The sequence below is a fragment of the Veillonella parvula genome, assembly GCF_902810435.1.
Classification (GTDB): domain Bacteria; phylum Bacillota; class Negativicutes; order Veillonellales; family Veillonellaceae; genus Veillonella.
The window spans coordinates 1,472,501-1,495,683 of record NZ_LR778174.1; the positions used below are offsets into that span (position 1 = coordinate 1,472,501).

The 23,183-nt window shown below is 39.1% G+C and carries 27 protein-coding genes; 1 reads left to right on the forward strand and 26 read right to left on the reverse strand.

Translation table 11 applies throughout. The features are described 5' to 3' along the window. Positions 1 to 11: 11 nt before the first annotated feature. From FNLLGLLA_RS06680 to ylxM, 25 genes are all read right to left on the reverse strand, one after another. Positions 12 to 1,187: an MFS transporter gene (locus tag FNLLGLLA_RS06680; RefSeq protein WP_021147928.1), complete on the reverse strand. Its 1,176-nt coding sequence runs from the start codon at positions 1,185 to 1,187 to the stop codon at positions 12 to 14. A gap of 294 nt (positions 1,188 to 1,481) precedes the next feature. Continuing rightward, positions 1,482 to 1,946, reverse strand: coding sequence for an IS200/IS605 family transposase (tnpA, locus tag FNLLGLLA_RS06685; protein WP_038125930.1), 465 nt, complete (start codon positions 1,944 to 1,946; stop codon positions 1,482 to 1,484). 222 nt (positions 1,947 to 2,168) lie between these two features. Then, a complete protein-coding gene (secF, locus tag FNLLGLLA_RS06690) occupies positions 2,169 to 3,062 on the reverse strand; it encodes a protein translocase subunit SecF (RefSeq protein WP_004695602.1) in 894 nt (297 codons plus the stop codon). Next, on the reverse strand, positions 3,059 to 4,333 hold the full coding sequence (gene secD, locus FNLLGLLA_RS06695) for a protein translocase subunit SecD (RefSeq protein WP_004695600.1): 1,275 nt from the start codon (positions 4,331 to 4,333) through the stop codon (positions 3,059 to 3,061). Before secD ends, secF begins: the two co-directional genes overlap by 4 nt. Positions 4,334 to 4,351: 18 nt before the next feature. After that, positions 4,352 to 4,918 carry a 5-formyltetrahydrofolate cyclo-ligase gene (locus FNLLGLLA_RS06700; RefSeq protein ID WP_004695599.1) on the reverse strand — a complete coding sequence of 189 codons (567 nt, stop codon included), beginning with the start codon at positions 4,916 to 4,918 and terminating at the stop codon, positions 4,352 to 4,354. After that, entirely contained in the window at positions 4,918 to 5,208 is a 291-nt protein-coding gene (gene yajC / locus FNLLGLLA_RS06705) for a preprotein translocase subunit YajC (RefSeq protein WP_004695596.1), read from the reverse strand. The genes FNLLGLLA_RS06700 and yajC overlap by 1 nt, the downstream gene beginning before the upstream one ends. Positions 5,209 to 5,285: 77 nt before the next feature. After that, positions 5,286 to 6,401 (reverse strand): tRNA guanosine(34) transglycosylase Tgt, encoded by a 1,116-nt coding sequence (gene tgt, locus FNLLGLLA_RS06710; RefSeq protein WP_174892333.1) that lies wholly within the window; start codon positions 6,399 to 6,401, stop codon positions 5,286 to 5,288. Between the two features lie 8 nt (positions 6,402 to 6,409). Then, on the reverse strand, positions 6,410 to 7,435 hold the full coding sequence (gene queA / locus FNLLGLLA_RS06715; protein ID WP_008715727.1) for a tRNA preQ1(34) S-adenosylmethionine ribosyltransferase-isomerase QueA: 1,026 nt from the start codon (positions 7,433 to 7,435) through the stop codon (positions 6,410 to 6,412). Positions 7,436 to 7,446: 11 nt separating this feature from the next. Further along, positions 7,447 to 9,237, reverse strand: coding sequence for a SpoIID/LytB domain-containing protein (locus FNLLGLLA_RS06720; protein WP_101929031.1), 1,791 nt, complete (start codon positions 9,235 to 9,237; stop codon positions 7,447 to 7,449). Positions 9,238 to 9,239: 2 nt separating this feature from the next. After that, positions 9,240 to 10,244, reverse strand: coding sequence for a Holliday junction branch migration DNA helicase RuvB (gene ruvB, locus FNLLGLLA_RS06725; protein ID WP_101929030.1), 1,005 nt, complete (start codon positions 10,242 to 10,244; stop codon positions 9,240 to 9,242). A gap of 2 nt (positions 10,245 to 10,246) precedes the next feature. Beyond that, the gene (gene ruvA / locus FNLLGLLA_RS06730) at positions 10,247 to 10,855 is read right to left on the reverse strand and encodes a Holliday junction branch migration protein RuvA (protein ID WP_004698493.1); all 609 of its coding nucleotides are present in this window, start codon (positions 10,853 to 10,855) and stop codon (positions 10,247 to 10,249) included. After that, the gene (ruvC, locus tag FNLLGLLA_RS06735; RefSeq protein WP_004695586.1) at positions 10,855 to 11,349 is read right to left on the reverse strand and encodes a crossover junction endodeoxyribonuclease RuvC; all 495 of its coding nucleotides are present in this window, start codon (positions 11,347 to 11,349) and stop codon (positions 10,855 to 10,857) included. The genes ruvA and ruvC overlap by 1 nt, the downstream gene beginning before the upstream one ends. 203 nt (positions 11,350 to 11,552) lie before the next feature. Then, positions 11,553 to 12,290 carry a YebC/PmpR family DNA-binding transcriptional regulator gene (locus tag FNLLGLLA_RS06740; protein ID WP_004698429.1) on the reverse strand — a complete coding sequence of 246 codons (738 nt, stop codon included), beginning with the start codon at positions 12,288 to 12,290 and terminating at the stop codon, positions 11,553 to 11,555. A 9-nt stretch (positions 12,291 to 12,299) separates the two neighbouring features. Continuing rightward, positions 12,300 to 12,872 carry an RNA methyltransferase gene (locus tag FNLLGLLA_RS06745; protein WP_004695583.1) on the reverse strand — a complete coding sequence of 191 codons (573 nt, stop codon included), beginning with the start codon at positions 12,870 to 12,872 and terminating at the stop codon, positions 12,300 to 12,302. A 115-nt stretch (positions 12,873 to 12,987) separates the two neighbouring features. Next, positions 12,988 to 14,289: a glutathionylspermidine synthase family protein gene (locus FNLLGLLA_RS06750; RefSeq protein ID WP_004695580.1), complete on the reverse strand. Its 1,302-nt coding sequence runs from the start codon at positions 14,287 to 14,289 to the stop codon at positions 12,988 to 12,990. Positions 14,290 to 14,303: 14 nt separating this feature from the next. Beyond that, positions 14,304 to 14,864, reverse strand: coding sequence for a hypothetical protein (locus FNLLGLLA_RS06755; RefSeq protein ID WP_004695579.1), 561 nt, complete (start codon positions 14,862 to 14,864; stop codon positions 14,304 to 14,306). Positions 14,865 to 14,875: 11 nt separating this feature from the next. After that, positions 14,876 to 15,307: a DUF350 domain-containing protein gene (locus tag FNLLGLLA_RS06760; RefSeq protein WP_004695577.1), complete on the reverse strand. Its 432-nt coding sequence runs from the start codon at positions 15,305 to 15,307 to the stop codon at positions 14,876 to 14,878. Between the two features lie 36 nt (positions 15,308 to 15,343). Beyond that, positions 15,344 to 16,408, reverse strand: coding sequence for a hypothetical protein (locus FNLLGLLA_RS06765; protein WP_004695575.1), 1,065 nt, complete (start codon positions 16,406 to 16,408; stop codon positions 15,344 to 15,346). Between the two features lie 111 nt (positions 16,409 to 16,519). Beyond that, positions 16,520 to 17,350 carry a tRNA (guanosine(37)-N1)-methyltransferase TrmD gene (gene trmD, locus FNLLGLLA_RS06770; protein WP_156696984.1) on the reverse strand — a complete coding sequence of 277 codons (831 nt, stop codon included), beginning with the start codon at positions 17,348 to 17,350 and terminating at the stop codon, positions 16,520 to 16,522. Positions 17,351 to 17,470: 120 nt separating this feature from the next. Then, positions 17,471 to 17,968 (reverse strand): ribosome maturation factor RimM, encoded by a 498-nt coding sequence (gene rimM / locus FNLLGLLA_RS06775; protein ID WP_105087063.1) that lies wholly within the window; start codon positions 17,966 to 17,968, stop codon positions 17,471 to 17,473. Next, positions 17,968 to 18,375 carry a YlqD family protein gene (locus tag FNLLGLLA_RS06780; protein WP_004695569.1) on the reverse strand — a complete coding sequence of 136 codons (408 nt, stop codon included), beginning with the start codon at positions 18,373 to 18,375 and terminating at the stop codon, positions 17,968 to 17,970. Before FNLLGLLA_RS06780 ends, rimM begins: the two co-directional genes overlap by 1 nt. Before the next feature lie 14 nt (positions 18,376 to 18,389). After that, complete coding sequence (locus FNLLGLLA_RS06785) at positions 18,390 to 18,617, reverse strand: KH domain-containing protein (RefSeq protein WP_004695567.1); 228 nt, start codon at positions 18,615 to 18,617, stop codon at positions 18,390 to 18,392. A 21-nt stretch (positions 18,618 to 18,638) separates the two neighbouring features. Further along, positions 18,639 to 18,902, reverse strand: a complete 264-nt coding sequence (gene rpsP / locus FNLLGLLA_RS06790) for a 30S ribosomal protein S16 (protein WP_004695565.1) — start codon at positions 18,900 to 18,902, stop codon at positions 18,639 to 18,641. A 60-nt stretch (positions 18,903 to 18,962) separates the two neighbouring features. Next, positions 18,963 to 20,315: a signal recognition particle protein gene (gene ffh, locus FNLLGLLA_RS06795; protein WP_024060991.1), complete on the reverse strand. Its 1,353-nt coding sequence runs from the start codon at positions 20,313 to 20,315 to the stop codon at positions 18,963 to 18,965. Further along, positions 20,305 to 20,640 carry a YlxM family DNA-binding protein gene (gene ylxM, locus FNLLGLLA_RS06800; RefSeq protein ID WP_004695559.1) on the reverse strand — a complete coding sequence of 112 codons (336 nt, stop codon included), beginning with the start codon at positions 20,638 to 20,640 and terminating at the stop codon, positions 20,305 to 20,307. Before ylxM ends, ffh begins: the two co-directional genes overlap by 11 nt. A 306-nt stretch (positions 20,641 to 20,946) precedes the next feature. On the opposite strand from ylxM, the gene FNLLGLLA_RS06805 reads away from it, so the two are divergent. Continuing rightward, positions 20,947 to 22,272, forward strand: coding sequence for an FAD-containing oxidoreductase (locus tag FNLLGLLA_RS06805; protein WP_174892334.1), 1,326 nt, complete (start codon positions 20,947 to 20,949; stop codon positions 22,270 to 22,272). A gap of 188 nt (positions 22,273 to 22,460) precedes the next feature. Here the strand turns inward: FNLLGLLA_RS06805 and FNLLGLLA_RS06810 are convergent, their stop codons facing one another. Continuing rightward, complete coding sequence (locus tag FNLLGLLA_RS06810) at positions 22,461 to 22,988, reverse strand: ECF transporter S component (RefSeq protein ID WP_174892335.1); 528 nt, start codon at positions 22,986 to 22,988, stop codon at positions 22,461 to 22,463. Positions 22,989 to 23,183 lie beyond the last annotated feature (195 nt).

Below are 23,183 nucleotides of genomic sequence, written 5' to 3' on the forward strand. Positions count from 1 at the left end.
ACCTTAAACAACTATAGTTCTAAAGGAGTATATCTTTTTACCCATATATGATACAAAGCAAGCGCTATCACCATAACCAATGCAGTGAACATATATAAATATTGATAGCCCCACGCACTAGCTAATACTGCAAGTATAACTGATCCAGCGCCAACACTTATATCTAATGCTAAAAAATATGTTGCTGTTGATACACCCGCACGCTCAATAGGAGCTGATTGTATAGCCAGCGCTTGAAATGCAGGTTGTGCTGCACCATAGCCTAACCCCAACAACGGAGCGGTGAATAGAATAGCTAATGGGGTTATAGCTAATCCCAATACAAATAAGCCTAGTATAAATAATCCTAATCCTGTATAGATAATAATTTTTGAACCATATCGAGCATATACTTTTCCTACTATAGGTCGACTAATAATAATCATCAACGCAAAAATAGCAAAGAAAGCACTTCCCCATATTCCTGCCCCCATGCTATTAAGTTCTATGGGTATAAAAACTAAAACACCAGAATAAGTAAAACCAATAAATAAGCCCATTAAAGCCCAAGGTAAACTTTTATTTTCTATAAACTGGGAAATATGCCAACCTTTATATTTTGATTGTTTAGGTAATGCTAACTCCTTTGATAGGGGAATAATATTACTTAAGACCATAGCCAATCCAGTCATAACCGTTAAAAATATGTACAATGCCATACTACCGTATGACGATAAAGCATATAGGCCGATAGCAGGTCCTAATACCATTGCTATATTTGAAAAGATAGCAAACATATTAACTCCCTCACCTTTTCGACTAGGAGGTAATACTAATACTGCTAGAGTAGCCATTACAGTTGTTCCAAGGGCAAACACAACACCATGTAACCCACGTAGTACGAAAACAGCCTCTAAGGATGTAGTAAAATTAAATAATCCCATAATAATGAAAAACAAGGCTGTTGATATTAATAGAACAATACGCTTATTAAAACCATCTATTAATCGTCCTGCAAAAATCCTACATAAAATTGTACCAATTTGGAAATATGTCATCGCTAAACCCGCATCAAGATCACTGCCAGCCAGCTCAGACGTTATTACAATTGGCAATGCCGCTACGAGAACATATTGAGTCATATATAAAATACCACTACTAATACCATAATTAGTAAAAGCAGGGCTCCATAATCTATTTGAATCCATATTTGTATCTCCTTTTGTATCGTGTCACCTAGCCATTTTACGCCTCTATCTTATAGAATTCAAGAACAAGCCTTTTTAAATTTTATATAGTTAAAAATGACTGTTATCTGTAAAATACCTATACCATTTTACATAATAAAAGATAGCAAAATCATAACCACCCGTAGAACGGGTGGTTTGCCCTGACCCTATAAGGGTCTTTCTCTAGTGGTGGCCCTCTAAAGAGGGCATTGAATGATCTGACAACCACTCTATTACCACTGGCTGCCCCCTACTCGGGGGCTTTTATTTTGCCTATTTTACCGGCTCACCCGTAAACGGGTCGGTATATTCTTTAAAGTTTAATGTATCTTGTGCTATATCTTCTTGTAACTGATTGCGAATATACTCTTTTATCGCTCCTTCATATCTTCCCACCGTATCCACATAATATCCTCTACACCAAAAATGTCTATTTCCATACTTATATTTTAAATTTGCGTGTTTATCGAATATCATGAGGCTACTTTTGCTTTTTAAATATCCCATAAAACTTGATACGCTTAAATGTGGTGGAATTGTTACTAGCATATGTATATGATCCGGACAGCATTCTGCCTCGATAATTTCTACATTTTTTCTCTTACATAAATCTCTTAGAATTTTACCTACATCAGCTTTTATCCGACCATAAATTATTTGCCTTCTATACTTTGGAGCAAAAACAATATGATATTTACATCTCCATTTACTATGTGATAAGCTTTTTACGTCATTCATTGACATTGAACCTCCTATGTTGAAATGTTGTGGTTGCCAGACCAACTCCATTTTAGCACTAGGAGGTTCTTTCCTTTTCTCTAAGAAATTTTACTGACCCCCAGTTTAACTGGGGGTTTAGTCATGCCTATTCGGCGTACAATAAAAGAACCTCTCTAAAAATAAATCTAGAGAGGTTCTTATACTTTAATCATTAACACAATAATAATAATTTATAACTTATTATTGATTACGTACGTCATTTTTATTACGGCTCTTCCACATAACCCACAAGGATGTAGCTACACAGATAGAGGAGTACGCACCACTAGCAAAACCGATGATCATGCAAAGGGCAAAGTTCTTTGTAGTGTCCCCACCGAATAGATAAAGGGATACACAAGCAAACATAACGGTAGCCAATGTATAGAAACTGCGGTGAATACTTTGTGTAATAGACGCATTCGCCAAATCTGCAAATGTATCAGAACGTTTATGTGTATGCGTATTTTCACGAACACGGTCAAAGATAACTACAGATTCATTCATGGAGTAACCTACAACCGTAAGAATGGCAGCTAAGAAGGATGCATCAATTTCTAGTTGGAAATAAGAGAAAACACCAAGAACCATAATCAAGTCATGGAAAATGGCAACTAACGCAGAAATGGCAACCTTATATTCAAAACGATAAGAAATATATAGAGCTAATGCTGCAAATGCTATAACAAGATTCAATAACGCATGTTCTGTAACTTCAGAACCAATTACAGCTCCTACAGTTTCAATACGTTTAACTGTATTATTACCAATAGATTTAGTCAAAGAATCAACAACAGCGGCACTTTCACTAGACTCGAGATTACGTGTACGAATCATTACGTCTTCGCCCGCTGTATCACCAGTAGTATCACCGGAAAGCTGAATTTGTGCATTTTCAAGATTATATTCTTTTAGAACGTCACGAACTTGACTAACCTCTACAGGTTGATCAAATACAACTTCAACAATCGTACCACCAGTATAATCAATACCAAAGTTAAACCCTTTAGTAAATATGGAAATTAAGCTGATTATAACAAGTGTGGAGGAAATAGCAAACCACCAACGATGATGTTTAATTACGTCTAATGTCATTTGCGTTTACCTCCTTTCAAAGATTTAGGTGCAAATGCGTCAGCACTTGTGCTCGGAGAAATATTCGCACCAAACCAGAATGGATGGTTTGTAAAGTTACAATCGATTAATAAGCGCAATAAGAAATGACTCACAGTAATCGCAGTGAACATACTCACCACAACACCTACGCCTAAGCTGATAGCGAAGCCTTTTACAGGACCAGAGCCTAAAATAGTTAAGATACCAGCTGTAATGATAACGGATACGTTTGCATCAGTAATTGTGGCTAACGCACGGCTAAAGCCTGCTTCCATAGCAACACGCATAGATTTGCCGGAAAATACCTCTTCCTTAAAACGTTCAAAGATAAGAATATTTGCATCTACCGCAACACCCATGGATAAGATAATACCAGCAATACCTGGCAATGTCATAGTCGCATTAAAGCCCTTGCCCAACACGAGTAATAAGAGCATAACATATACAAGTAATGCTATATTAGCTACGATGCCAGAAAAACGATATAAGATAACCAAGAAAATCATGATCATTGCAATACCAGCACTGAAGGCTACAACAGATTTATCCTTGGAGTCTTGCCCCAAAGAAGGACCTACTGTACGCACTTCCAATACATTAATTTTAACAGGCAATGCACCGGAACGTAATAAAATAGCTAAGTCTTTAGCTTCTTCTAAACTTTGACTACCAGAAATAGTGGCTTTACCACCTGTAATTGCTTGTTGTACTACAGGATTAGTCAATTCTTTACCATCCAATGTAATGGCAATACGACGACCAATATTTTTAGATGTTAAATCAGCAAACTTCTTAGCCCCTTCATCACTTAATTCAATAGCAACGAGTGGTTGTTTATTTTGACCTAACTCTTCTTTAGCATCTTTTAAGTCATCACCAGTCATAACGGTTTGACCTTGGTCGTTTTTAAATTCCAAGACCGCTGTTTTACCGATACGTTTAATCGCTTCGTCAGGATCTTTTACACCTGGCAATTCAATGATAATACGACGAGCACCTTCACGTTGTACCAATGGTTCAGATAAACCCATTTCATTAATACGACGCTCTAAGATTTGCTTCGCCCGTTCCACTGCATCATTGTCAGCTGTACCAGTCGCAGAGTCCTCTGCTTCCAATACGATATGCGTACCACCTTGCAAGTCTAGGCCTTGTTTCAAAGAGCCTGCTAATGGTTGAATAAAATACGCAAATAATCCAATGATGGCAGCAATGACTACTAAAAACTTGATAATAGCTTTACCGTTCAAAATAGTTGCTCCCTTCTGCTATACACAATGTATAATGCCTTGCTCTGTCACAATTTTACTCATTCGTTGGTCTAATGCTTCCATTGGGATTGGTGTCTCCCATAATTGTATAGTCCAACATACGCCCATAAATGTACTTGGTGAAAGTTCCTTGAGAAATCGATCATAATACCCATTCCCCATTCCCATACGACCACCTTGACGGTCAAAGCCAGCACCAGGCACTAAAATCAAATCCAAGTCACACGGATCAATAATATCGTATGGCTCAGCGGGAATACGTATATTTAACACACCCCGAGTGATAGATTCTAGAGACTTAAGACGAACTGCAATCATAGTCGTCTTATCAGTACATACTGGAACGTATACAGATTTACCATGTTCTAAAGCATGACGAATCACATCGTCTAAATTGGCCTCTTTAGGCATCGCCAAATAGGCCATAATGTTTTTTGCCGATATATACTCAGGACTATTAACGATTTGATTCGTCAACATCGGCGTCCACGACCTACAATCAGCAACGGATAAAGCAGCGCGCTGAGACTTACACGCCTGGCGCACTGCTTCCTTTGTATTCATTATTTTTCTTCCTTGTTTTTCTTAGACAGTACATTAGCAACTGCTGTACGAGCAAATGTTAATTCAACTTTTTCAGATACCTGTACCTTGACTTTTTCATCATCAAGTTCAACAATTTCGCCATAAATACCACCAATAGTAACGATTTTTTGGCCTTTTTTTAAGCTACCTAACAAGCTAGCACGCTCTTTTTGTTGTTTCTTTTGTGGACGCCACAATAAAAAGTAAAAAATCACTACCATTAACAAAATAGGCCAGCTAGTTTGCAAGATTTGTTGAATATCTCCCATGTTATCCTCCTAGGTTAATAAATATGTATTTCTTTTCTAGTATAGCCACCTAATATAAATTTGACTAGACTTAATTACTATTTTTTAAAGCTATCCCAAAATTGCATTCTAAATTGTGGGAACCGATCTTCTAAGATAGCTTGTCTCATTTGACGCATAAACTCTAATAAGAAATAGAGATTATGATATGTTACAAGGCGTAATGCCAAAATCTCTTCTGCCTTATATAAGTGACGAATATATGCACGGGAATAATTTTTACATGTATAACATTGGCAACCTTCTTCTAAAGGACCCCAATCATGAGCAAATTGAGCATTTCGAATATTAAGGCGACCATTCCAGATCATGGCCATCCCATTTCGAGCAACACGAGTTGGATATACACAATCAAACATATCAACTCCACGTGCTACACCTTCTACCAGACAATCTGCGGTGCCAACGCCCATCAAATAACGAGCCTTGTTAGTTGGCAATAATGGCGTAGTATATTCTAAGATTTCATTCATTAAATCATGAGGTTCCCCAACGGATAAACCGCCGATGCTATAACCTTCAAAATCCATAGCTACAAGTTCTTCCGCACTTTGTTTGCGCAAGTCTTTGTACATGCCACCTTGAACGATACCAAACATGCCTTGGCGGTCATGAGCTTTACGAGCCTCTTGGCAACGATGCGCCCAACGCGTGGTACGCGCCGTAGAGCGTTTCGCATAATCATGATCCGCGGGATACGGAATACATTCGTCAAAAGCCATCGCAATATCAGAACCTAATTGCTCTTGTACCTTTGTAGCCACTTCAGGAGATAGAAACTGTTTTGATCCATCAATGTGGGATCTAAATGTAACACCATCCTCAGTAATTTTGCACATATCGCCTAAACTAAATACTTGGAATCCACCACTATCAGTAAGAATCGCTTGATCCCAATTCATAAATTTATGTAAGCCCCCAGCCTCTTCTACAAGCTCCGGCCCTGGGCGAAGAAATAAATGATAGGTATTACTCAAAATAACTTGAGAACCCATAGCCTTTAGTTCTTCTGGTGTCATAGTTTTAACTGTCGCTTGCGTGCCTACAGGCATAAACATCGGTGTTTGGAAGGTACCATGTGGCGTATGCAATAAACCTGCCCGTGCCCCCGTATGAGGACATGTCTTTTGTAATTCATAAATAATACTCGGCATAGTCCCTCCTAACGTATAAACATAGCATCGCCGAAGCTAAAGAAACGATAACGTTCACGTACAGCTTCTTCGTAGGCCGCCAAACAGTGTTCACGACCAGCTAGTGCACTAATCAACATTAACAATGTAGATTGAGGCAAGTGAAAATTCGTTACCAACGCATCAATCATCTTAAATTTATAGCCAGGATAGATAAAAATTTGAGTCCAACCACTCATACCTTGTAATACACCATCATCATTCGTAGCAGACTCAAGAGTACGCACCGATGTAGTACCTACGGCAATGATACGAGACCCTTTTTGTTTGGCTGCATTGATTCGATTCGCCGTATCTTGAGGTACAACAAAGAACTCACTATGCATTTCGTGGTCTTCAATAGTCTCTGCCGATACAGGTCTAAAGGTGCCAAGTCCAACATGTAAGGTTACAAACTCAAGCTCTACACCTTTAGCTTTAATCTTTTCTAAGAGGTCAGGTGTAAAGTGAAGTCCTGCAGTTGGTGCCGCAGCAGAGCCTTTCTCCTTAGCATATACCGTTTGATAACGGTCTTTATCTTCTAACTTTTCATGAATGTATGGAGGTAATGGCATTTCACCAATTTCTTGAATCACATCATCAAACACACCGTTGCATGTGAACTGAATGATACGGCCTCCAAAATTTGTTTTATCTATAATAACTCCACTTAGGCGGTCATCAAACTCTATAACTTGCCCGATAGGACATTTTTTCCCCGGTTTAACAAGGCATTCCCATCGATTTTCACCACATGGTGTGAGTAGAAGTACCTCCACCTTGCCACCAGAACCTTGACGATGTCCATATAATCTCGCAGGGATAACCTTCGTATTATTAAATACAAGCACATCTCCTTCATGGAGTTCTTCTAGCAAATCATAAAAATGCCCTTTATGTTTAACTTCACCACTTACCTTATCTAAGGTTAAAAGCCGTGCTGTATCACGAGGTTCTACAGGATGCTGAGCAATCAGTTCCTCTGGCAATTCATAATCAAAATCTGTAACTTTCATCGTAATCCTTATTAGTACATTTTCTTCAATGTAATGCCACTATAGTAGTGACGCAAAATAGTTTGGTAATAATTTATATCTCCAGGATTAGCACGCTTTGCCATTTCCGCAGCGCCCCATTGAGACATACCAAGGCCATGACCCCAACCGTGGCCTTTAATATAAACAGTATCATTCTTGCCAGTAAAGCTATGATATGCCTTTCCCGTGCCTTTAGCAGGGTTGTGATTTACATAGAAATCAAATAGTGTAGATTTTAAACCTAAAATACTACGCAATGCATCGCCATCTACAGTAGTTTTTCCAGAGGTACCTATGAAAGTAGCACTCTTTATACGACCTGATACACCGCGGTCCGATGTTTGTTGCCCAGGCTTACCAAGAGGAGTCAACTGAATGCTCTTCAATTTACCTACCCCTTTACTTGCCGCATTAAGTTTACTTTCAAGAGCTTGACGAGAGGTAGTAACAGTCCAATTCGATGTAGATGTACCAGTACTAAAGTCTTTTACCCCTTTCAAGTATGGCACATCACTTCCCCAAACATTTACACTATCCTCTGTATAGCCACCGCCATCAGAATGGAATAAGGCATTAATAGGACGTTGATCATAAAGCATAACTACGCCTTTAGTTTTATTTACTGCATTTGTGGTAGCTTGAGATTCACCACTCACACCACTATAAACTTGATGATCCGTGGAATTACTCACATCGTAGAATTTACCTTTATTTTGTTCCATCGTATGAAGAGCATAAGTACGAGCTGCTACGGCTTGTGCCTCTAATGCAGCAGCCGGCCAAGACGGTACTACCTCTTGTGGGACAACACCATACAGGTAATCCTCAAGGGGCACAGAATTAATGACCATCATGGTTCCATTATTGGCACGTAATGTTAAACCGCCACGATAACCTTTACCTTCGAACAAGAATGGTGCATCACCATTCGCAGGCTTCAATGTAACCACACTATCAATAGCCTTTCCATTTACAGCAATCTTGCCGCCGCGAACGCCAATAGATGTACCACGATTAGCACTGATTGTGCTAACTTGACCATTACCGCTGTTCAATACAACCATATTAGCTGTAGATGTAACAGTAGCATCGGAGCTACGACTACCTAGTAGAACACGTACATTTGGCATGTTTTCTTTACGTTCTGTAGCAGGCGTCACTACGGAGCCCACTTTGTTGCGAGTAATAACTGCTGTATTGGCTTGAATGCTATTCACATCCGTTGTTTTTACTACCTTTTTAGTAGCTGTTTTTTCAGTAGCTCTTTTTTGTGCTACAGGTTTATCACCAGTAACTGCAGGTTTAGTAGCTGGCTTTGCAGTAGCAGAAGCCGCAGGTTTTGTAGCCGTTGTAGCTTTACCTGTAGCAGCTGATTTCGTAGCTGTTGCATTAGTACTAGATTTCGCAGTACTAGTTGATTTTGTTGCACTAACTGGTTTAGCCATCGTTACCGGCTTTGTAGCTGTAGCAGGCTTTGCTACATTAACCGGTTTTGCACTAGGTTTAACCACCGTAGATGTAGCAGTTGACTTAGAAACCGTTTTAGTTGTTGCGACCGGCTTTGCAACTGGTTTAGTAGCAAGTGGACGAAAACTAGATTTCTTCGTCGTATTTACTTTCGATACAGTTGTATTAGATACTGTTGATTTTGGCGTTGGCTTTTTCGTTACCACTGCACTTTTATTTTGCAGCGTCGCTCCATGTGCTACAGAAGCACCGCCAATGTTTACACCTAAAAATAAAGTGGCCATTATCATCAATTGTAATCGTTTAGTTTTCATTGTTATTTCCCTGTCTGTGAAATACCTAAATGCTCATAGGCCAATTTAGTAGCCACCCTCCCACGCGGTGTACGTCCTAAAAATCCTAATTGCATCAAATATGGTTCATACACATCTTCGATGGTATCTCTCTCTTCGCTGATAGCCGCCGCAATGGTATCAATCCCTACAGGGCCGCCATCATATTTTTCAATAATACATTCCAACACACGTCGATCAATTCGATCAAGTCCCATTTTGTCTACATATAAACGTTGTAATGCTTCATCTGCAATTTCTTGAGTGATAACCCCGTCACCAATGACTTGTGCAAAATCGCGTACCCGTTTAAGCAGACGGTTTGCGATACGCGGTGTTCCTCGTGAACGACGTGCAATTTCGCTTGCCCCAGTCGACACAATACCAATATTAAGTATTTCTGCGGCTCGAGTCACAATAAATTCTAACTCTGGTTGTTTATAATATTCCAACCGATTAATAATACCAAATCGGTCCCGTAACGGTGCCGCCAAAGCACCCGCTCGAGTCGTGGCACCTACCAATGTAAATTTTGGCAAGTCAATGCGCACAGTTCGAGCACTTGGACCCTTACCGATGATAATATCAATAGCATAATCTTCCATAGCAGAGTACAACACTTCCTCTACACTACGAGACAAGCGATGAATTTCATCAATAAATAATACATCATGGTCGTCCAAATTTGTTAATATTGCAGCTAAGTCACCAGACTTTTCAATAGCAGGACCAGAAGTTATACGAAAATTAACACCCAATTCATTTGCAATTATCCCTGCTAATGTTGTCTTGCCAAGACCTGGAGGCCCATAAAGTAGCACGTGATCCAATGCTTCCCCACGCTGTTTTGCAGCTTGAATATACACATTTAGATTGCCTTTAGCCTCTTCTTGACCTACATACTCATTAAAAAGCTTAGGCCGAAGGCTATATTGCCATATATCCTCTTCGTGCTCGCCATTGCCGACAAGGCGTACTTCTTCATTCATCCTTATCGTCCTTTCCCAAGCTCAATTAAGCTGACTTTTATCAACTCAGATACATCACGCTTACCATCATCTAAAGACTCTACAATATCTGCTACATCCCGTTCCAAGTATCCTAAGGATACGAGGGCTTCAATGGCTTCTCCTGCAGCACCGTTTGCAGCAACACCAACAGGCTGAATAGTCGCAGGTGATTCCGCAGAAATATGTGTCATCTTAGCGATTTTATCCTTTAACTCTAAAACAAGTCGCTCCGCAGACTTCTTACCAATACCAGGTAACTTTGTTAATTGCTGTACCTGTCCATTGATAATCGCTAATTTGAAAGCCTCAGGTGTCATGCCTGACAAGATGCCAAGCCCCACCTTGGGCCCGATACCAGAAACAGAAATGAGGAGTATAAACAACTCATATTCTTCTTCCGTCCAAAAGCCATAAAGTTGCATTGCATCTTCTCGTACATTAAGATACGTGAATAGCGTCGCCTCATGGCCCTCTGTCAGCTGTTGACGCGTAGTGGTCGGCACATATACGCGATACCCTACGCCATGTACATCAACATAGCACGATTCTTTAAAAAGATGTGTTACGATACCTCGCACATACCCTATCATTATACCAACCTCTTTAATCGATCATTGTGAGAACTATGAGCCGTACAGATAGCAACAGCTAATGCATCTGCCGTATCATCAGGCTTAATTTTCTCACGAATCCCCAAAATATTCATCGTCATATAAATGACCTGATTCTTATCAGCTTTACCATAACCTGTGACAGCTTGTTTAATTTGTAATGGTGTATATTCATAAATAGGAATCCGTTGTTGTTCAGCAGCCAATAAAATAACACCACGTGCTTGCCCTACCTTAATGGCTGTTGTTACATTACGGTTAAAAAATAATTCCTCCACACCGAACTTATCAGGCCTATATTCCTCCAATAAATCACTAAGATCATTAAATAGAATTTCCAGTCGCTGTGAATCAGTCAATTCCTTAGGAGTTGTAATAGCCCCATAGGCTACTGGTGTTAGTTTGCTACCCTTCACGTCAATAATGCCATATCCGCATATAGCCGTGCCTGGGTCAATTCCTATAATGCGCACCCCAACCCCCTTAGTTTAAAAATGAGATAAGCTACCGCCTACCTCCATTACATAATCTATTTTATTATAGCATAATTTCACATCGAAGTTCATGAATTTCCCTATGAATTATACATGAGACATATTAATTTTCTTAACTTTAATAAATATCCGAGTTTAATTTCAATAGAAAAGGAGCACCCCATAGAGTGCCCCCTTTATTATTATTCTTCTTCATCGTCCGGCAAAATACCATTATGATATACGTTTTGTACATCATCAAGATCATCCAATACGTCAAGCATTTTCTGCATTTTCACAGCATCATCACCAGTCAACTCAATCGTTGTATCTGGAATCATCGTGATTTTAGCTACTACAGTTTCGATACCCGCATCAGCAAGCGCTGCTTCTACCGCATCAAAATCCTCTGGTGTTGTATAAATTTCAAATACATCATCTTCAGCCTTAAGGTCTTCTGCTCCAGCTTCAAGAGCTAGCATAGTTACCTCATCTTCATCATGACCTTCTTTATCGATAACAAATACGCCTTTAGATTTGAACATCCAGCCTACACAGCCGCTTTCACCAAGGTTACCACCTTGTTTAGAGAATGCATGGCGCACGTCTGCAGCAGCACGATTACGATTATCGGTCATCACCTCAACAGTAACGGCAACACCGGCAGGACCATAACCTTCGTATACGATTTCTTCATATGCATTCATGTCCGTAGCACCGATACCTTTGTCGATAGCACGTTGAATGTTATCCTTAGGGATATTATTTTCACGAGCTTTTTGCAAAGCCAATTTCAAACGCATATTACCAGTTGGATCTGCACCACCCATGCGTGCTGCAACGGTAATTTCACGACCGATTTTTGTAGCCAATTTAGCTTTTAATGCATCGGTTTTACCTTTTTTATGTTTAATATTTGCCCATTTAGAATGTCCTGACATAGACGCCTCCTATTTATTCCACCATGCTTCGCCCCGCAGCCGATCTAAGATGATTGATACGGCACTACGCACGGATAAATGATTGTATTCACCATGGCCATATATAGGTTCTAAAATATAGTCAAAGCTTTCCATCGTTTCTTTTGTCATACCATAACCGGTACCAAATAATACTAACACAGGGCGCCCCTCATTTTCAAGATGTTCACGCATCCGTGCATAGGAAATCGTATTATCATAGGTGCGAGCATCTGTTGTAGCTACTATAGGTTTTATACCTTCTATGTCTTCAATTGTTCGCACCGCTACCGCAATTGAGTTTACCAATTCCACGCCGGTGAAAGCATCCTTGCGATCTGGATTGTAAGTAGAGCCAAATCCAGATTTCCAATGTTCCATAATCGTACTTACCAACTCACGTTGAGCTGGAATATTATGAATGACAAAATATTTAGACACATCATAGGTAATAGATGCTCGTGCAATATCATGTATATCATAATTTGTAATAGCCGTCGTAATGACCTCTTTATGTTTATTCATAATAGGATAATGAACAAGTCCAATATATAAATTAGCCAAAGCCTAAAATCTCCAAAAAAATAAATGATACTTAACTGATAAGATAATCAGTATAAACGACTAGTAATCTTTCAGATTAAGATACTAAAACTAAAATTAAAATAACAACGTAAAATTATTCCACTAAGAGTGGCACAAAATAAGCTTCAGTACCGGCAATTTCTTCTGGAGAAAAACGACAACCGACTGCAGAAGCTTGATCTCCAAGCATAAAACAAGATAATGTCAAACAGCCTTCTTTAGTACCGCTATCTACGGTATGAGTAAAGTGTTTCTGCTTGATGAACTCCTGATACATAACCTTTTGGCTGTCCCGACAAACTATATCATCATAGTTATCTACAAATTTCTCCATGTATAGTTCACCTTGATTTCCACGTTTTTGAACAACCTGAATATTTCGCCCTTCACGTCCCCAAATTTCTTTTTGAATATATAGCCCATCATCAAGGTTTGGGAAATCACTTTCAAAATAAGAAGGCGTCAAATAGCGTTTAATAATATCTCGCTCAGGTCCTGTAAAGAACTGGTTTGTTAAGTATAAGGCATATACCAAGGACATAAACGATTTATTCTGCAGAATAATCGCCTCTGGTGGATTAAATAGATTAAAGCGGTATTCATTATATAAATCTAAAAACATTTCACCTAATGGTTCACCATCTGCTGTAGTTTCATCAATCAATAGTTCCATAGGATGTAAACGATACAGGTTTGCTGCATGACTACCATCAGATAACAGAATACCATCATCATCAATGACCATATCATAAAAGGATAAGAATCGAATATCTGCTTCTGGACATGCTGATTTCATAGCATGTAAGAGAAACTGTGTAGTTCCATAGTCCTCTAAATAATCATGAAAGCACCCGAAAACAAAGGGTTCTATTTCATTATCAGTCATCATATTATGATGTTTATTAGTCACACTATATTTTTTACGAGACGTTCCTTCATATACGCGTTTCAAAAAACGCTCAAGTTCATTATAAGCATCTATATTAGGATCTACTTTATCGAAATATCGTGCCGCTACACCATTAGCATAATAGCTTTCAATCAGAAAGCAGGGTGTATCCGCATTAATCTCTACCATGCGCAATTGCCTTCTATCATCAAGGACAAAGTCAAATCGAGATAACCATGTAGGTAAGCCCAATGGATTCCCACGATGTAAATAAGGAATCAAATTTTCTGGCATATCCATATTGAGTGCAAACTCATTAGGTGCCTGTTGAAATACCTTGGCGGCTTTACAAAATATCTGAAACAACATGCGCGACGCATGTCGTATTTCATCATAAAAATCAGCTGAAAAAGATTGTGCAGAAAGCGCAGGATACCTATCAGCATAGCCCTCATAATCCACAAAAGGCAATATATTCGTATCAAGTTCATCTATATACGATTTCATAATATCGGCCTCCATTAGGAACTACTAGAACGCACTCCAGCACTACCAAATCCAGACTTTTGACCTATGGAGGACGCTTTACTACTTCTACGCTTTTCATAATCTAAATAAGTCCTTCGGCCCAAAGAACTATGCACATTTGAACCAGATGCCGTATATGGTGTCGTTTCTTCATACGGTTTTAATGGGGCTGCCACACGATATGTCATGGTTCGTCCATCCATACGCGCTGTAGGTGGATTAAATCCATAAAACATATAGTAGCCTGCTGCAATACTAGGTAAAAGCCCTGCTAAACCAGCATCCCATACTAAATTTCCACTGGTATCGCGGTGAAAGGTAACAGACCGATTGTCGTCATATAAAGCCGTCTCTTTACCATCTCCATGGTTTAATAGAGAATAACGATTACCTTGATTATCCTTTAATCGGACTTCCCCATCATTTGCTTTGGGATAGATTTTATCACATACAACATAAGCAATGTCATTCCAGTATGAGGACACACCAACAAGTCCCGCCACAGCGGCAAAGGCACTCGTTATGTATATAGTTTTCTTACTTGGCTTATACATAGGACACTCCCTTAGTGCACAGCACCACTAACAACGAGAGCAAGACCTACAAAGATACCAAATACGAGGATACCCGCTGCCGTATTACCACGCATAATCTCTTCAGATAAATTATATTTTCGATGCCATAAATTAATAAACATATAGCCGGTTACAAACAATATAATACCTAAAATAGCATATACGATACTGGCCACAACACCGTGCAATAAAGATGTATCAGCTGTAGTCACTACAGGAGACATAATAACAGCTCGCAAAATCTCACCAATTCCGATAAATGAACCTGCTGAGAGCCATGCTACAGCACAGTTACCACGTTTAATTTCTTCACTGAATTTGCCAGGTACAAAGAAATCAATAACAGTATTAGCTGTTAACATTAGGAAAATTCCAAAGCAAGCATAAAAAATCGTCAATAATACATCAGGAATATAAATCATGATAAACCTCCTAAGATTGTTCCTTTATTTTCATAGTTAACGGTTATATGGACTAGCCGCATTATGATTATATCCGTTATAGAATTTATCGCGTCCCCCACTATCCTTTTGGCGAACCATATAGGCATAGGAATCAAGTACATGGGACTTTCGCATTGTGCCATTAATAATATCTAGATCCTCTTGTGTCAACTTTCCTGGCTCACACACCTTAACTCGGGTTTGACCGTCCGTATTTGTAATAATATAGGCGGACTTAGCATCATAGAATACAATGACTTCACGACCCTCTTGTAGGTCATCACCTTCATTTCTAATCTCTCCGTCTAAAGATTCGATTAAATCTAAGGCTGTACTTACAGGATCTAAACTGGAAGTATATATATATTCATTCTCCGAATCCGTCTTAGTATAATACACGGATGTATCGTGCATATGCTCCTTTGCAGTGTATGGGAATCCGAATGTAGCACGTACGTCATGCCAAGACATATCGCCCTCCCAGCTAATAAGGCACATAAAAAATAATGCACCGACCCCTATAGCACTAGCAACTCCTTCAAAGCGTTTTTTCAAACGTTGATTCCGTTTCTTTTTACTAATAGCGTTAGCTGCCGTATCATTACAGAGACGAATATTCCTCAAAGGAACACGTGCCCCTTCGGCGAACATCTTCTCACCTTTAAACCAGTTTTCTTCAAAGAATACACTAGCACCGCCTTCACAAGGCAATTGATATTCCTTATAGCCAGCCCTGTCACCTACGGAAGCACCACTATCACCATCTACAGCCACAACCTTTTCTAAGCCAATTTGATGTAACGTAAAGCCCTTCGGTGCTCGTTTGCGATAGGATGTTCTAGATACAGTGCACCATTCATTATCATTGTATTCAATGGTGACCCATATATTATCAGACCCCTCAACATCCTCGAGGCCATATTCATGCCAATAATCACCAGGCGACTTTTGCATTGACGGCTTAGCTTTATAGGCCTGTTCTTGATCTGCTTTTGGAATAATCTCGTTATATTTAATTTTTTCAGTTATTACATAACGACTGCCCTGAACCTCAAGGACATCATAACAATTAAACTCCATAAATAACCTCGCTCGAATAGGCAAAATCATACGTGTCTTGCTCTATTCCCTCTCAAAAACGGAATTTAATGAAATTAAGCTTTAAAGTAACCTATCCGTTCATGAATAGTTTCATTCTTCACCTTTATGTCTTACAGACTCTTCCTCAACTATCTCTTTTAAAAGCTTAATTTCTTCTTTTGTTAATGGACGCTCTAATAAATCTGGACGTAACAACCGAGTTCTTTTAAGTGCTTCTTTTTGACGCCAAGTGGCAATGTTTTTATGATGACCACTGCGCAATACATCCGGTACAGACCAGCCTCTAAATTCAGGGGGCTTTGTATATTGAGGGCATTCTAACAGAGGTTCATAAAAAGAATCCTCTTGTGCTCCACTAGCCGCGCCTAATACACCAGGTATCATGCGAGCCACTGCATCAGTAACTACCATGGCTGGCAACTCACCACCGGTTAATACATAATCACCAATAGAAATCGTTTCATCTACAAGATGTTTCTCTACGCGATAATCTACACCTTCATAGTGACCACAAATAAGAACCACTTGATCATAGCTAGCCAATTCACGAGCCTTCTCCTGAGTGAAAGGCTGTCCTGTAGGTCCCATAAAGATAATACGACGTCGTATACTTTCATTAGGATTACCAATAAGACTCATTTCATCACACATCTCATCTGTGGTATAAGTTTCATTAATATCACTATCATATTGAGCAATAATAGATTCTACGGCTTCAAAAATAGGAGGTGCCATCATGAGCATACCAGCCCCACCACCATATGGTGTATCATCTACTTGACCATGCTTATTATGGCTAAAATCCCGAGGATTCGTTACACCTACAGATAGACGTTCTGTCTCGATAGCTCGTTTTATGATGGAATGATTAAAAAACGCATCAAAAAAATCTGGAAATAAAGATACAATATCAATACGCATAAACCGTCCCCTGTACTTATTAACTCACATTAACTCATTAGTATTATCTATATATAGCTATATTATATACCTTTTACGATAATATACCTATATGTAGATAAAACAAAACCGCCCAAAGGATTATATCCATTCAGGCGGATCTACGATCATCAATTTATTTTCCACATCGATGTCTTTAACGACCTCTTCAATGGCTGCAAATAATTGATCTGGTTCCCCATCTTTAGAGACCACATAGACATCATTAGCACCTGGTTGTAATACATCAGTAACTGTGCCAAGCACATTACCCATAGTATCTTGTACCTCAAGGCCAATGATATCAAAGATATAATAGCGACCTTCTGGCAATTCCACTAAATCTTCACGGCGCACTTGAATTTCTTTCTTACTCAATAATTCAGCCGTATTACGATCAGGAATTTCCTTAAAGGATGCTAATACAAATTGTTTGTGAAATCGTGCGGATGCAACGTGGTATTCTTTACCATCGATGTAACAGGCATCCATATGCATAAACCGTTCTGGAAAATCGGTTTGAGGCATAATACGAAGATCACCCCGCACGCCGTGCGGGGCGATGATAACACCTATTGTGATGAAATCGTTATGTTTCATTATTGACGAAACGCAACGATCTTACCGTCTTCTAATAGGATTTCAGCGCCCATCAAGGCATCCAAATTATCCCCGATTTTAACGGTAACTGTTTGCTCTAATGTACCTTGAGGAATTTCAGTTCCTAAAGACAACTCCTTAGCATCCTTCAATTTAGCTGTTACTTCTTCTTTGAAAGCCAAGCGTTTATTTTTTTCTTCGTCGATTTGTTGACGAATAGCAGTGAGACTTGTAGCATCAACTTTAGCTGCATCAGCCAAAATACGTTGAGCTTGGAACTCAATTGCTTCCAAATCTTTATTCACCATATCAAGACGAGTTTCAAGATCGGAAACAATTTTCGCTTTCAAGTCATCTGTTACTTTTGCTTTTACTGCTACAGGGACACGTAATGTCATTTCTTCCATTGGAATACTCCCTTTTAAACAATATCAACAGATATCTTTTTGTTCTCTTTAATAGCCGCCGCTTTCACCACAGAGCGAATCGCTTTAGCAATTCTACCTTGCTTTCCGATGACTTTACCCATATCCTCTGGGGCTACATGAAGTTCATAAACTTCCACATTCCCCTTTTGGACCATGGTAACAGAAACGGCATCAGGCTGCTTCACTAATGATTTCGCAATTAATGAAATTAATTCTATCATCACAGTATGCCTCTCTATTAATTACTTTTTAGCGTCTGCAAATTTTTGCATAACGCCTTGTTTTTTGAACAAGGAGCGAACAGTGTCAGTAGGCTGAGCACCTTTAGCTAACCAAGCCAAAGCTTTTTCTTCGTCTACATTAACGATAGCTGGTTGTTTAGTAGCATCATATTGACCAATTGTGTCAACAGGACGACCTTCACGTGGAGCACGTGCGTCAGCAACTACGATACGGTAGAAAGGAGCTTTTTTAGCACCTAAACGAGTCAAACGAATTTTTAACATTGTGAAATTCACCTCCTTATACTGATGTGGATGGACAAGTTCAGCGCCCCTGCCCATGTATTACATAAACGGTAATTTAGGCATTCCAGGGAAGCCGCCCTTACCGCCACGTAAACCTTGCATGCGCTTCATCATCTTCCGCGCTTCTTCAAATTGTTTCAACAAGCGATTTACATCTTGGACCTGTGTACCAGAACCTAATGCAATACGCTTACGGCGAGAACCATTAAGAATACTTGGATTTTCTCGCTCTGCCGCCGTCATGGATGTAATGATAGCCTCAATACGACGCACCTCTTTACTATTCAAATCAAGGTCCTTTAATTGATCCTTAATTTGTCCCATGCCTGGCAACATGCCAATAATATTTTGTAATGGCCCTAACTTTCGCACCTGGTTCATCTGTTTTAAGAAGTCATCCAAGGTGAAATTGTTTTTCGCCATTTTCTTTGCCATTTCACGAGCTTCTTCTTCATCAATGGCGCCTTGTACATTTTCAATCAATGTTTTAAAGTCGCCCAAATCGAGAATACGAGAAGCCATGCGGTCTGGATAGAATACATCAAAGCCATCCATTTTTTCGCTCACACCAGTGAACTTAATTGGCAAGCCTGTTACAGCTTTGATGGATAATGCGGCACCACCGCGCGCATCACCATCGAGTTTAGTAAGGATAACACCATCAACACCTAGTTTTTCATTAAAGGTTTGCGCTGTTGTCACTGCATCTTGACCGATCATGGAATCTACAACGAGCAGAATTTCATGAGGTCGAACAGCAGCTTTGATGTTTGACAACTCATCCATGAGGACTTCGTCTATAGCCAAACGTCCTGCGGTATCGATGATAACAACATCTTTCAGCATATGCGTGCTTTGCTCTACAGCGCGACGCGCAATATCTACTGGATTCGCACCAGGTGTTTCATCCGCAAATACAGGAATATCAATTTGCTTACCTACAACTTGCAACTGAGTAATCGCAGCTGGACGATATACGTCGGCAGCGACAAGCATTGGACGTTTACCTTGTTTACGTAGGTATACAGCTAGTTTACCAGCTGTTGTAGTCTTACCAGCACCTTGTAAACCAACGAGCATAATAATCGTTGGAGGCTTGCTAGAAATCATGATACGACTTTGCGTACCACCTAAGAGAGCCGTCAACTCATCATTTACGATTTTAATAACCGTTTGAGCTGGGTTTAAGGAACCGAACACCTCTTCACCAAGGGCCTTTTCCTTAATGGACTTAACAAAGTCCTTTGCTACCATAAAGTTAACGTCAGCTTCTAATAAAGCTGTACGTACTTGACGCAACGCAAGATTGACATCATCTTCTGTAATTTTGCCCTTCCCTTTTAAGGATTGAAAGGCTTCTTGCAGTTTTTCTGACAAGCTATCAAATGCCATAATATCCCTCCATTTGCGCCAATACTTGCTGCACCTTGGTTTCGGCTAACACCTCTTTAGGCAATGTTGCTTTCAACTGTGAAAGCAAGCCTTCCCGTTGTTCATATTGTGCCACCAAGTGCAATTTAGATTCGTAATCATTTAAAATGTGTCGAGCACGCTGTAAGTTATCGTGTACAGCCTGTCGTGATACGCCTAATTCCTCAGCAATCTCTCCAAGGGACATATCATCTTCGTGGTGAAGTTGTAAGGACATTCGTTGCTTGTCCGTTAACAATGGCCCATAGAAATCTAAGAGCAAACTTATAAGTACTCGTTCTTCCATTTCGCCACCTCCATCACTGTCAAGTCATATTACTTTACATATACTACCGTACATAAAGAAATGTGTCAAGTAGAAATACTTAACACACTTAATTTATTGCTATAATACATATAAATCACAGATATACAAGCTATCTCATCCCCTTGAACCAAAACCATAAACTAATTGACTACCTTAACATAATCATTCTAGACAAATTTAATTCATAATCAATGATAATTAATTCTAATTTCTACTTTTATATCTATAATAATATGCTATAATATCAATATCTAATATTTTCAATATAAAAATAGGAGGTATTATATGAATACCAAACAATATGACATTATCGTCTTAGGTTTCGGCAAGGCTGGTAAAACATTAGCCGCAAAATTTGGCTCTATGGGCAAATCCGTAGCCATGATTGAAGAAAATCCACTAATGTACGGTGGTACATGTATTAATATCGCATGTATCCCTACTAAGACGATGATCATTGCCGCGTCAAAAGGCTTATCATACGATCAAGTATTAAACCAACGTGAAGTTGTTACATCTCGCTTAAGAAATAAAAACTTTACTATGTTAGATTCTAATGATCATGTCGATGTCTATACTGGACATGGTGCATTTATTAGCAATAAAGAAATCGCCGTTACCGCTGGCGAGGATAAGATTATATTATCTGCTGACACTATCGTTATAAACACCGGTGCTATAGCGATTAAACCTAATATTTCTGGCATCGATACAGCTACAGGTTTCTATAATAGTACAGAAATTCAACAATTACCTACTCAACCTAGTACATTAGGCGTTATCGGTGCTGGTCCTATTGGCCTTGAATTTGCCAGCCTACACGCTAAACTTGGTGCAAAGGTTACAGTATTTAATATTGAATCTAGTATCTTAAAACGTGAGGAACCAATTGTACAAGAATTAGCTAACGAGTACTTAGCTGAGCAAGGTATTACTATTCTTAATAATGTAACATTAAACTCTGTATCTAATGATGGCGACAAACCAGTTATCACCACTAACAATCAAAGCTATACATTTGATGCTGTTCTATACGCTACAGGGCGCAAAGCCAATACAGCTAATATCGGTTTAGAACATACGGACATCGTTACTAACGAACGCGGTGCCATTGTAGTTAATGATACTTGTGAAAGCTCCGTTCCTGGTGTATACGCAGTCGGCGATGTAAACGGTGGACCTCAATTCACATATGTATCTCTTGATGACTTCCGTATCGTATTTGGCGCACTTACAGGTAACAGCCAATATACATTAAAAGATCGTAAAAATATTCCTTATACTACCTTCTTAACACCTCCACTTTCTCGTGTAGGTCTTACAGAAGAAGATGCAATCAACCAAGGATATACTGTTAAAACAAAAGAAATGCTCGTAGCTACTATGCCAAGAGCACATGTAAACGACTATTTAAAAGGTGCTTTTAAAATCGTTGTAGATGCAGAAAACGATTTAATCCTCGGTGCTACACTCTATTCCCAAGGCGCTGAAGAATTGATTAACTTAATTAAAATGGCTATGGATAATAACATTCCATATACATATTTCAAAAATCAAATCTTCACACACCCTACAATGGCAGAAAACCTAAATGACTTGTGTAATTTCTAATAGCTTAATAGCTAATACAATCACTAATTATAAAATAATAACCTAACAAAAAAGCCTTTAGACGCTAAACTAATTTTGCAACTAAAGGCTTTTGTATTTATCGATATGATAGTTTATTTATCAATGTATCAGATTATTATAGCTTTTTTAGCAGTGCCTAACTAAAACATGCTAAGACATTGTAGCAATTAATTTTTAGTAAACAATCTGCGTACTATCGTTTGTAATTTAGGTGTTAATATAATTGCTACTACAATGCCTGCAGCACTTGTAATCAAGGAGTATTGAATTTTGCTAGCCGCAACGACCGCACTTTCAAGAACAAACCACCACGCAAGGAAATAGCCAAAAGCGGTCCAAATAGCACCAATAATAAGGGATACTAAAATACGACCAAAGGATGCAGTTGGTTTTGTTATAGAGGGTGGCAAATAGCCTGCAGTCATACCACCTACGATAAGTCCTGCAATGCCTTTAATAAAGAAAGAGAATACGATGTACTGTGTATGACCACCAAAGAGATCAAATAGTGCAGATCCAATTGCCGCACCTAAGCCTCCATATAATCCACCAAAGAGGATAGATGTTGTAAAGAGTGCAGCAGATCCTAAATGAACCATAGCGCCACCTGGTATTTCAATGCGAATTGTAGTAGCCACTGCACATAACGCGGCAATAAAACCAATATAGACAATGTCTCGAGTACTTAATTTCATAATCATGAACCTCTCTTTTAAATCAATTACCATATTCAGTATAACAAATCATAAGCCGTCTAAAAACACCATTATCGTAGGAATTAAATATCCATTTCACGTCTCAATATAAGATATAAATATATACTTAACTATATGTCTGTAGATATAATAAAGCACCTATACCTCTGTATAGGTGCTTTATAGTATTCAATT

What these genes read in the sequence shown, in the direction of transcription:
- FNLLGLLA_RS06680 (WP_021147928.1), bottom strand. Translation starts at nt 1,187, where the DNA reads ATGGATTCAAATAGATTATGGAGCCCTGCTTTTACTAATTATGGTATT.
- tnpA (WP_038125930.1), bottom strand. Translation starts at nt 1,946, where the DNA reads ATGAATGACGTAAAAAGCTTATCACATAGTAAATGGAGATGTAAATAT.
- secF (WP_004695602.1), bottom strand. Translation starts at nt 3,062, where the DNA reads ATGACATTAGACGTAATTAAACATCATCGTTGGTGGTTTGCTATTTCC.
- FNLLGLLA_RS06700 (WP_004695599.1), bottom strand. Translation starts at nt 4,918, where the DNA reads ATGAATACAAAGGAAGCAGTGCGCCAGGCGTGTAAGTCTCAGCGCGCT.
- yajC (WP_004695596.1), bottom strand. Translation starts at nt 5,208, where the DNA reads ATGGGAGATATTCAACAAATCTTGCAAACTAGCTGGCCTATTTTGTTA.
- tgt (WP_174892333.1), bottom strand. Translation starts at nt 6,401, where the DNA reads ATGCCGAGTATTATTTATGAATTACAAAAGACATGTCCTCATACGGGG.
- queA (WP_008715727.1), bottom strand. Translation starts at nt 7,435, where the DNA reads ATGAAAGTTACAGATTTTGATTATGAATTGCCAGAGGAACTGATTGCT.
- FNLLGLLA_RS06720 (WP_101929031.1), bottom strand. Translation starts at nt 9,237, where the DNA reads ATGAAAACTAAACGATTACAATTGATGATAATGGCCACTTTATTTTTA.
- ruvB (WP_101929030.1), bottom strand. Translation starts at nt 10,244, where the DNA reads ATGAATGAAGAAGTACGCCTTGTCGGCAATGGCGAGCACGAAGAGGAT.
- ruvA (WP_004698493.1), bottom strand. Translation starts at nt 10,855, where the DNA reads ATGATAGGGTATGTGCGAGGTATCGTAACACATCTTTTTAAAGAATCG.
- FNLLGLLA_RS06740 (WP_004698429.1), bottom strand. Translation starts at nt 12,290, where the DNA reads ATGTCAGGACATTCTAAATGGGCAAATATTAAACATAAAAAAGGTAAA.
- FNLLGLLA_RS06750 (WP_004695580.1), bottom strand. Translation starts at nt 14,289, where the DNA reads ATGAAATCGTATATAGATGAACTTGATACGAATATATTGCCTTTTGTG.
- FNLLGLLA_RS06755 (WP_004695579.1), bottom strand. Translation starts at nt 14,864, where the DNA reads ATGTATAAGCCAAGTAAGAAAACTATATACATAACGAGTGCCTTTGCC.
- FNLLGLLA_RS06760 (WP_004695577.1), bottom strand. Translation starts at nt 15,307, where the DNA reads ATGATTTATATTCCTGATGTATTATTGACGATTTTTTATGCTTGCTTT.
- FNLLGLLA_RS06765 (WP_004695575.1), bottom strand. Translation starts at nt 16,408, where the DNA reads ATGGAGTTTAATTGTTATGATGTCCTTGAGGTTCAGGGCAGTCGTTAT.
- trmD (WP_156696984.1), bottom strand. Translation starts at nt 17,350, where the DNA reads ATGCGTATTGATATTGTATCTTTATTTCCAGATTTTTTTGATGCGTTT.
- rimM (WP_105087063.1), bottom strand. Translation starts at nt 17,968, where the DNA reads ATGAAACATAACGATTTCATCACAATAGGTGTTATCATCGCCCCGCAC.
- FNLLGLLA_RS06780 (WP_004695569.1), bottom strand. Translation starts at nt 18,375, where the DNA reads ATGGAAGAAATGACATTACGTGTCCCTGTAGCAGTAAAAGCAAAAGTA.
- FNLLGLLA_RS06785 (WP_004695567.1), bottom strand. Translation starts at nt 18,617, where the DNA reads ATGATAGAATTAATTTCATTAATTGCGAAATCATTAGTGAAGCAGCCT.
- rpsP (WP_004695565.1), bottom strand. Translation starts at nt 18,902, where the DNA reads ATGTTAAAAATTCGTTTGACTCGTTTAGGTGCTAAAAAAGCTCCTTTC.
- ffh (WP_024060991.1), bottom strand. Translation starts at nt 20,315, where the DNA reads ATGGCATTTGATAGCTTGTCAGAAAAACTGCAAGAAGCCTTTCAATCC.
- ylxM (WP_004695559.1), bottom strand. Translation starts at nt 20,640, where the DNA reads ATGGAAGAACGAGTACTTATAAGTTTGCTCTTAGATTTCTATGGGCCA.
- FNLLGLLA_RS06805 (WP_174892334.1), top strand. Translation starts at nt 20,947, where the DNA reads ATGAATACCAAACAATATGACATTATCGTCTTAGGTTTCGGCAAGGCT.
- FNLLGLLA_RS06810 (WP_174892335.1), bottom strand. Translation starts at nt 22,988, where the DNA reads ATGAAATTAAGTACTCGAGACATTGTCTATATTGGTTTTATTGCCGCG.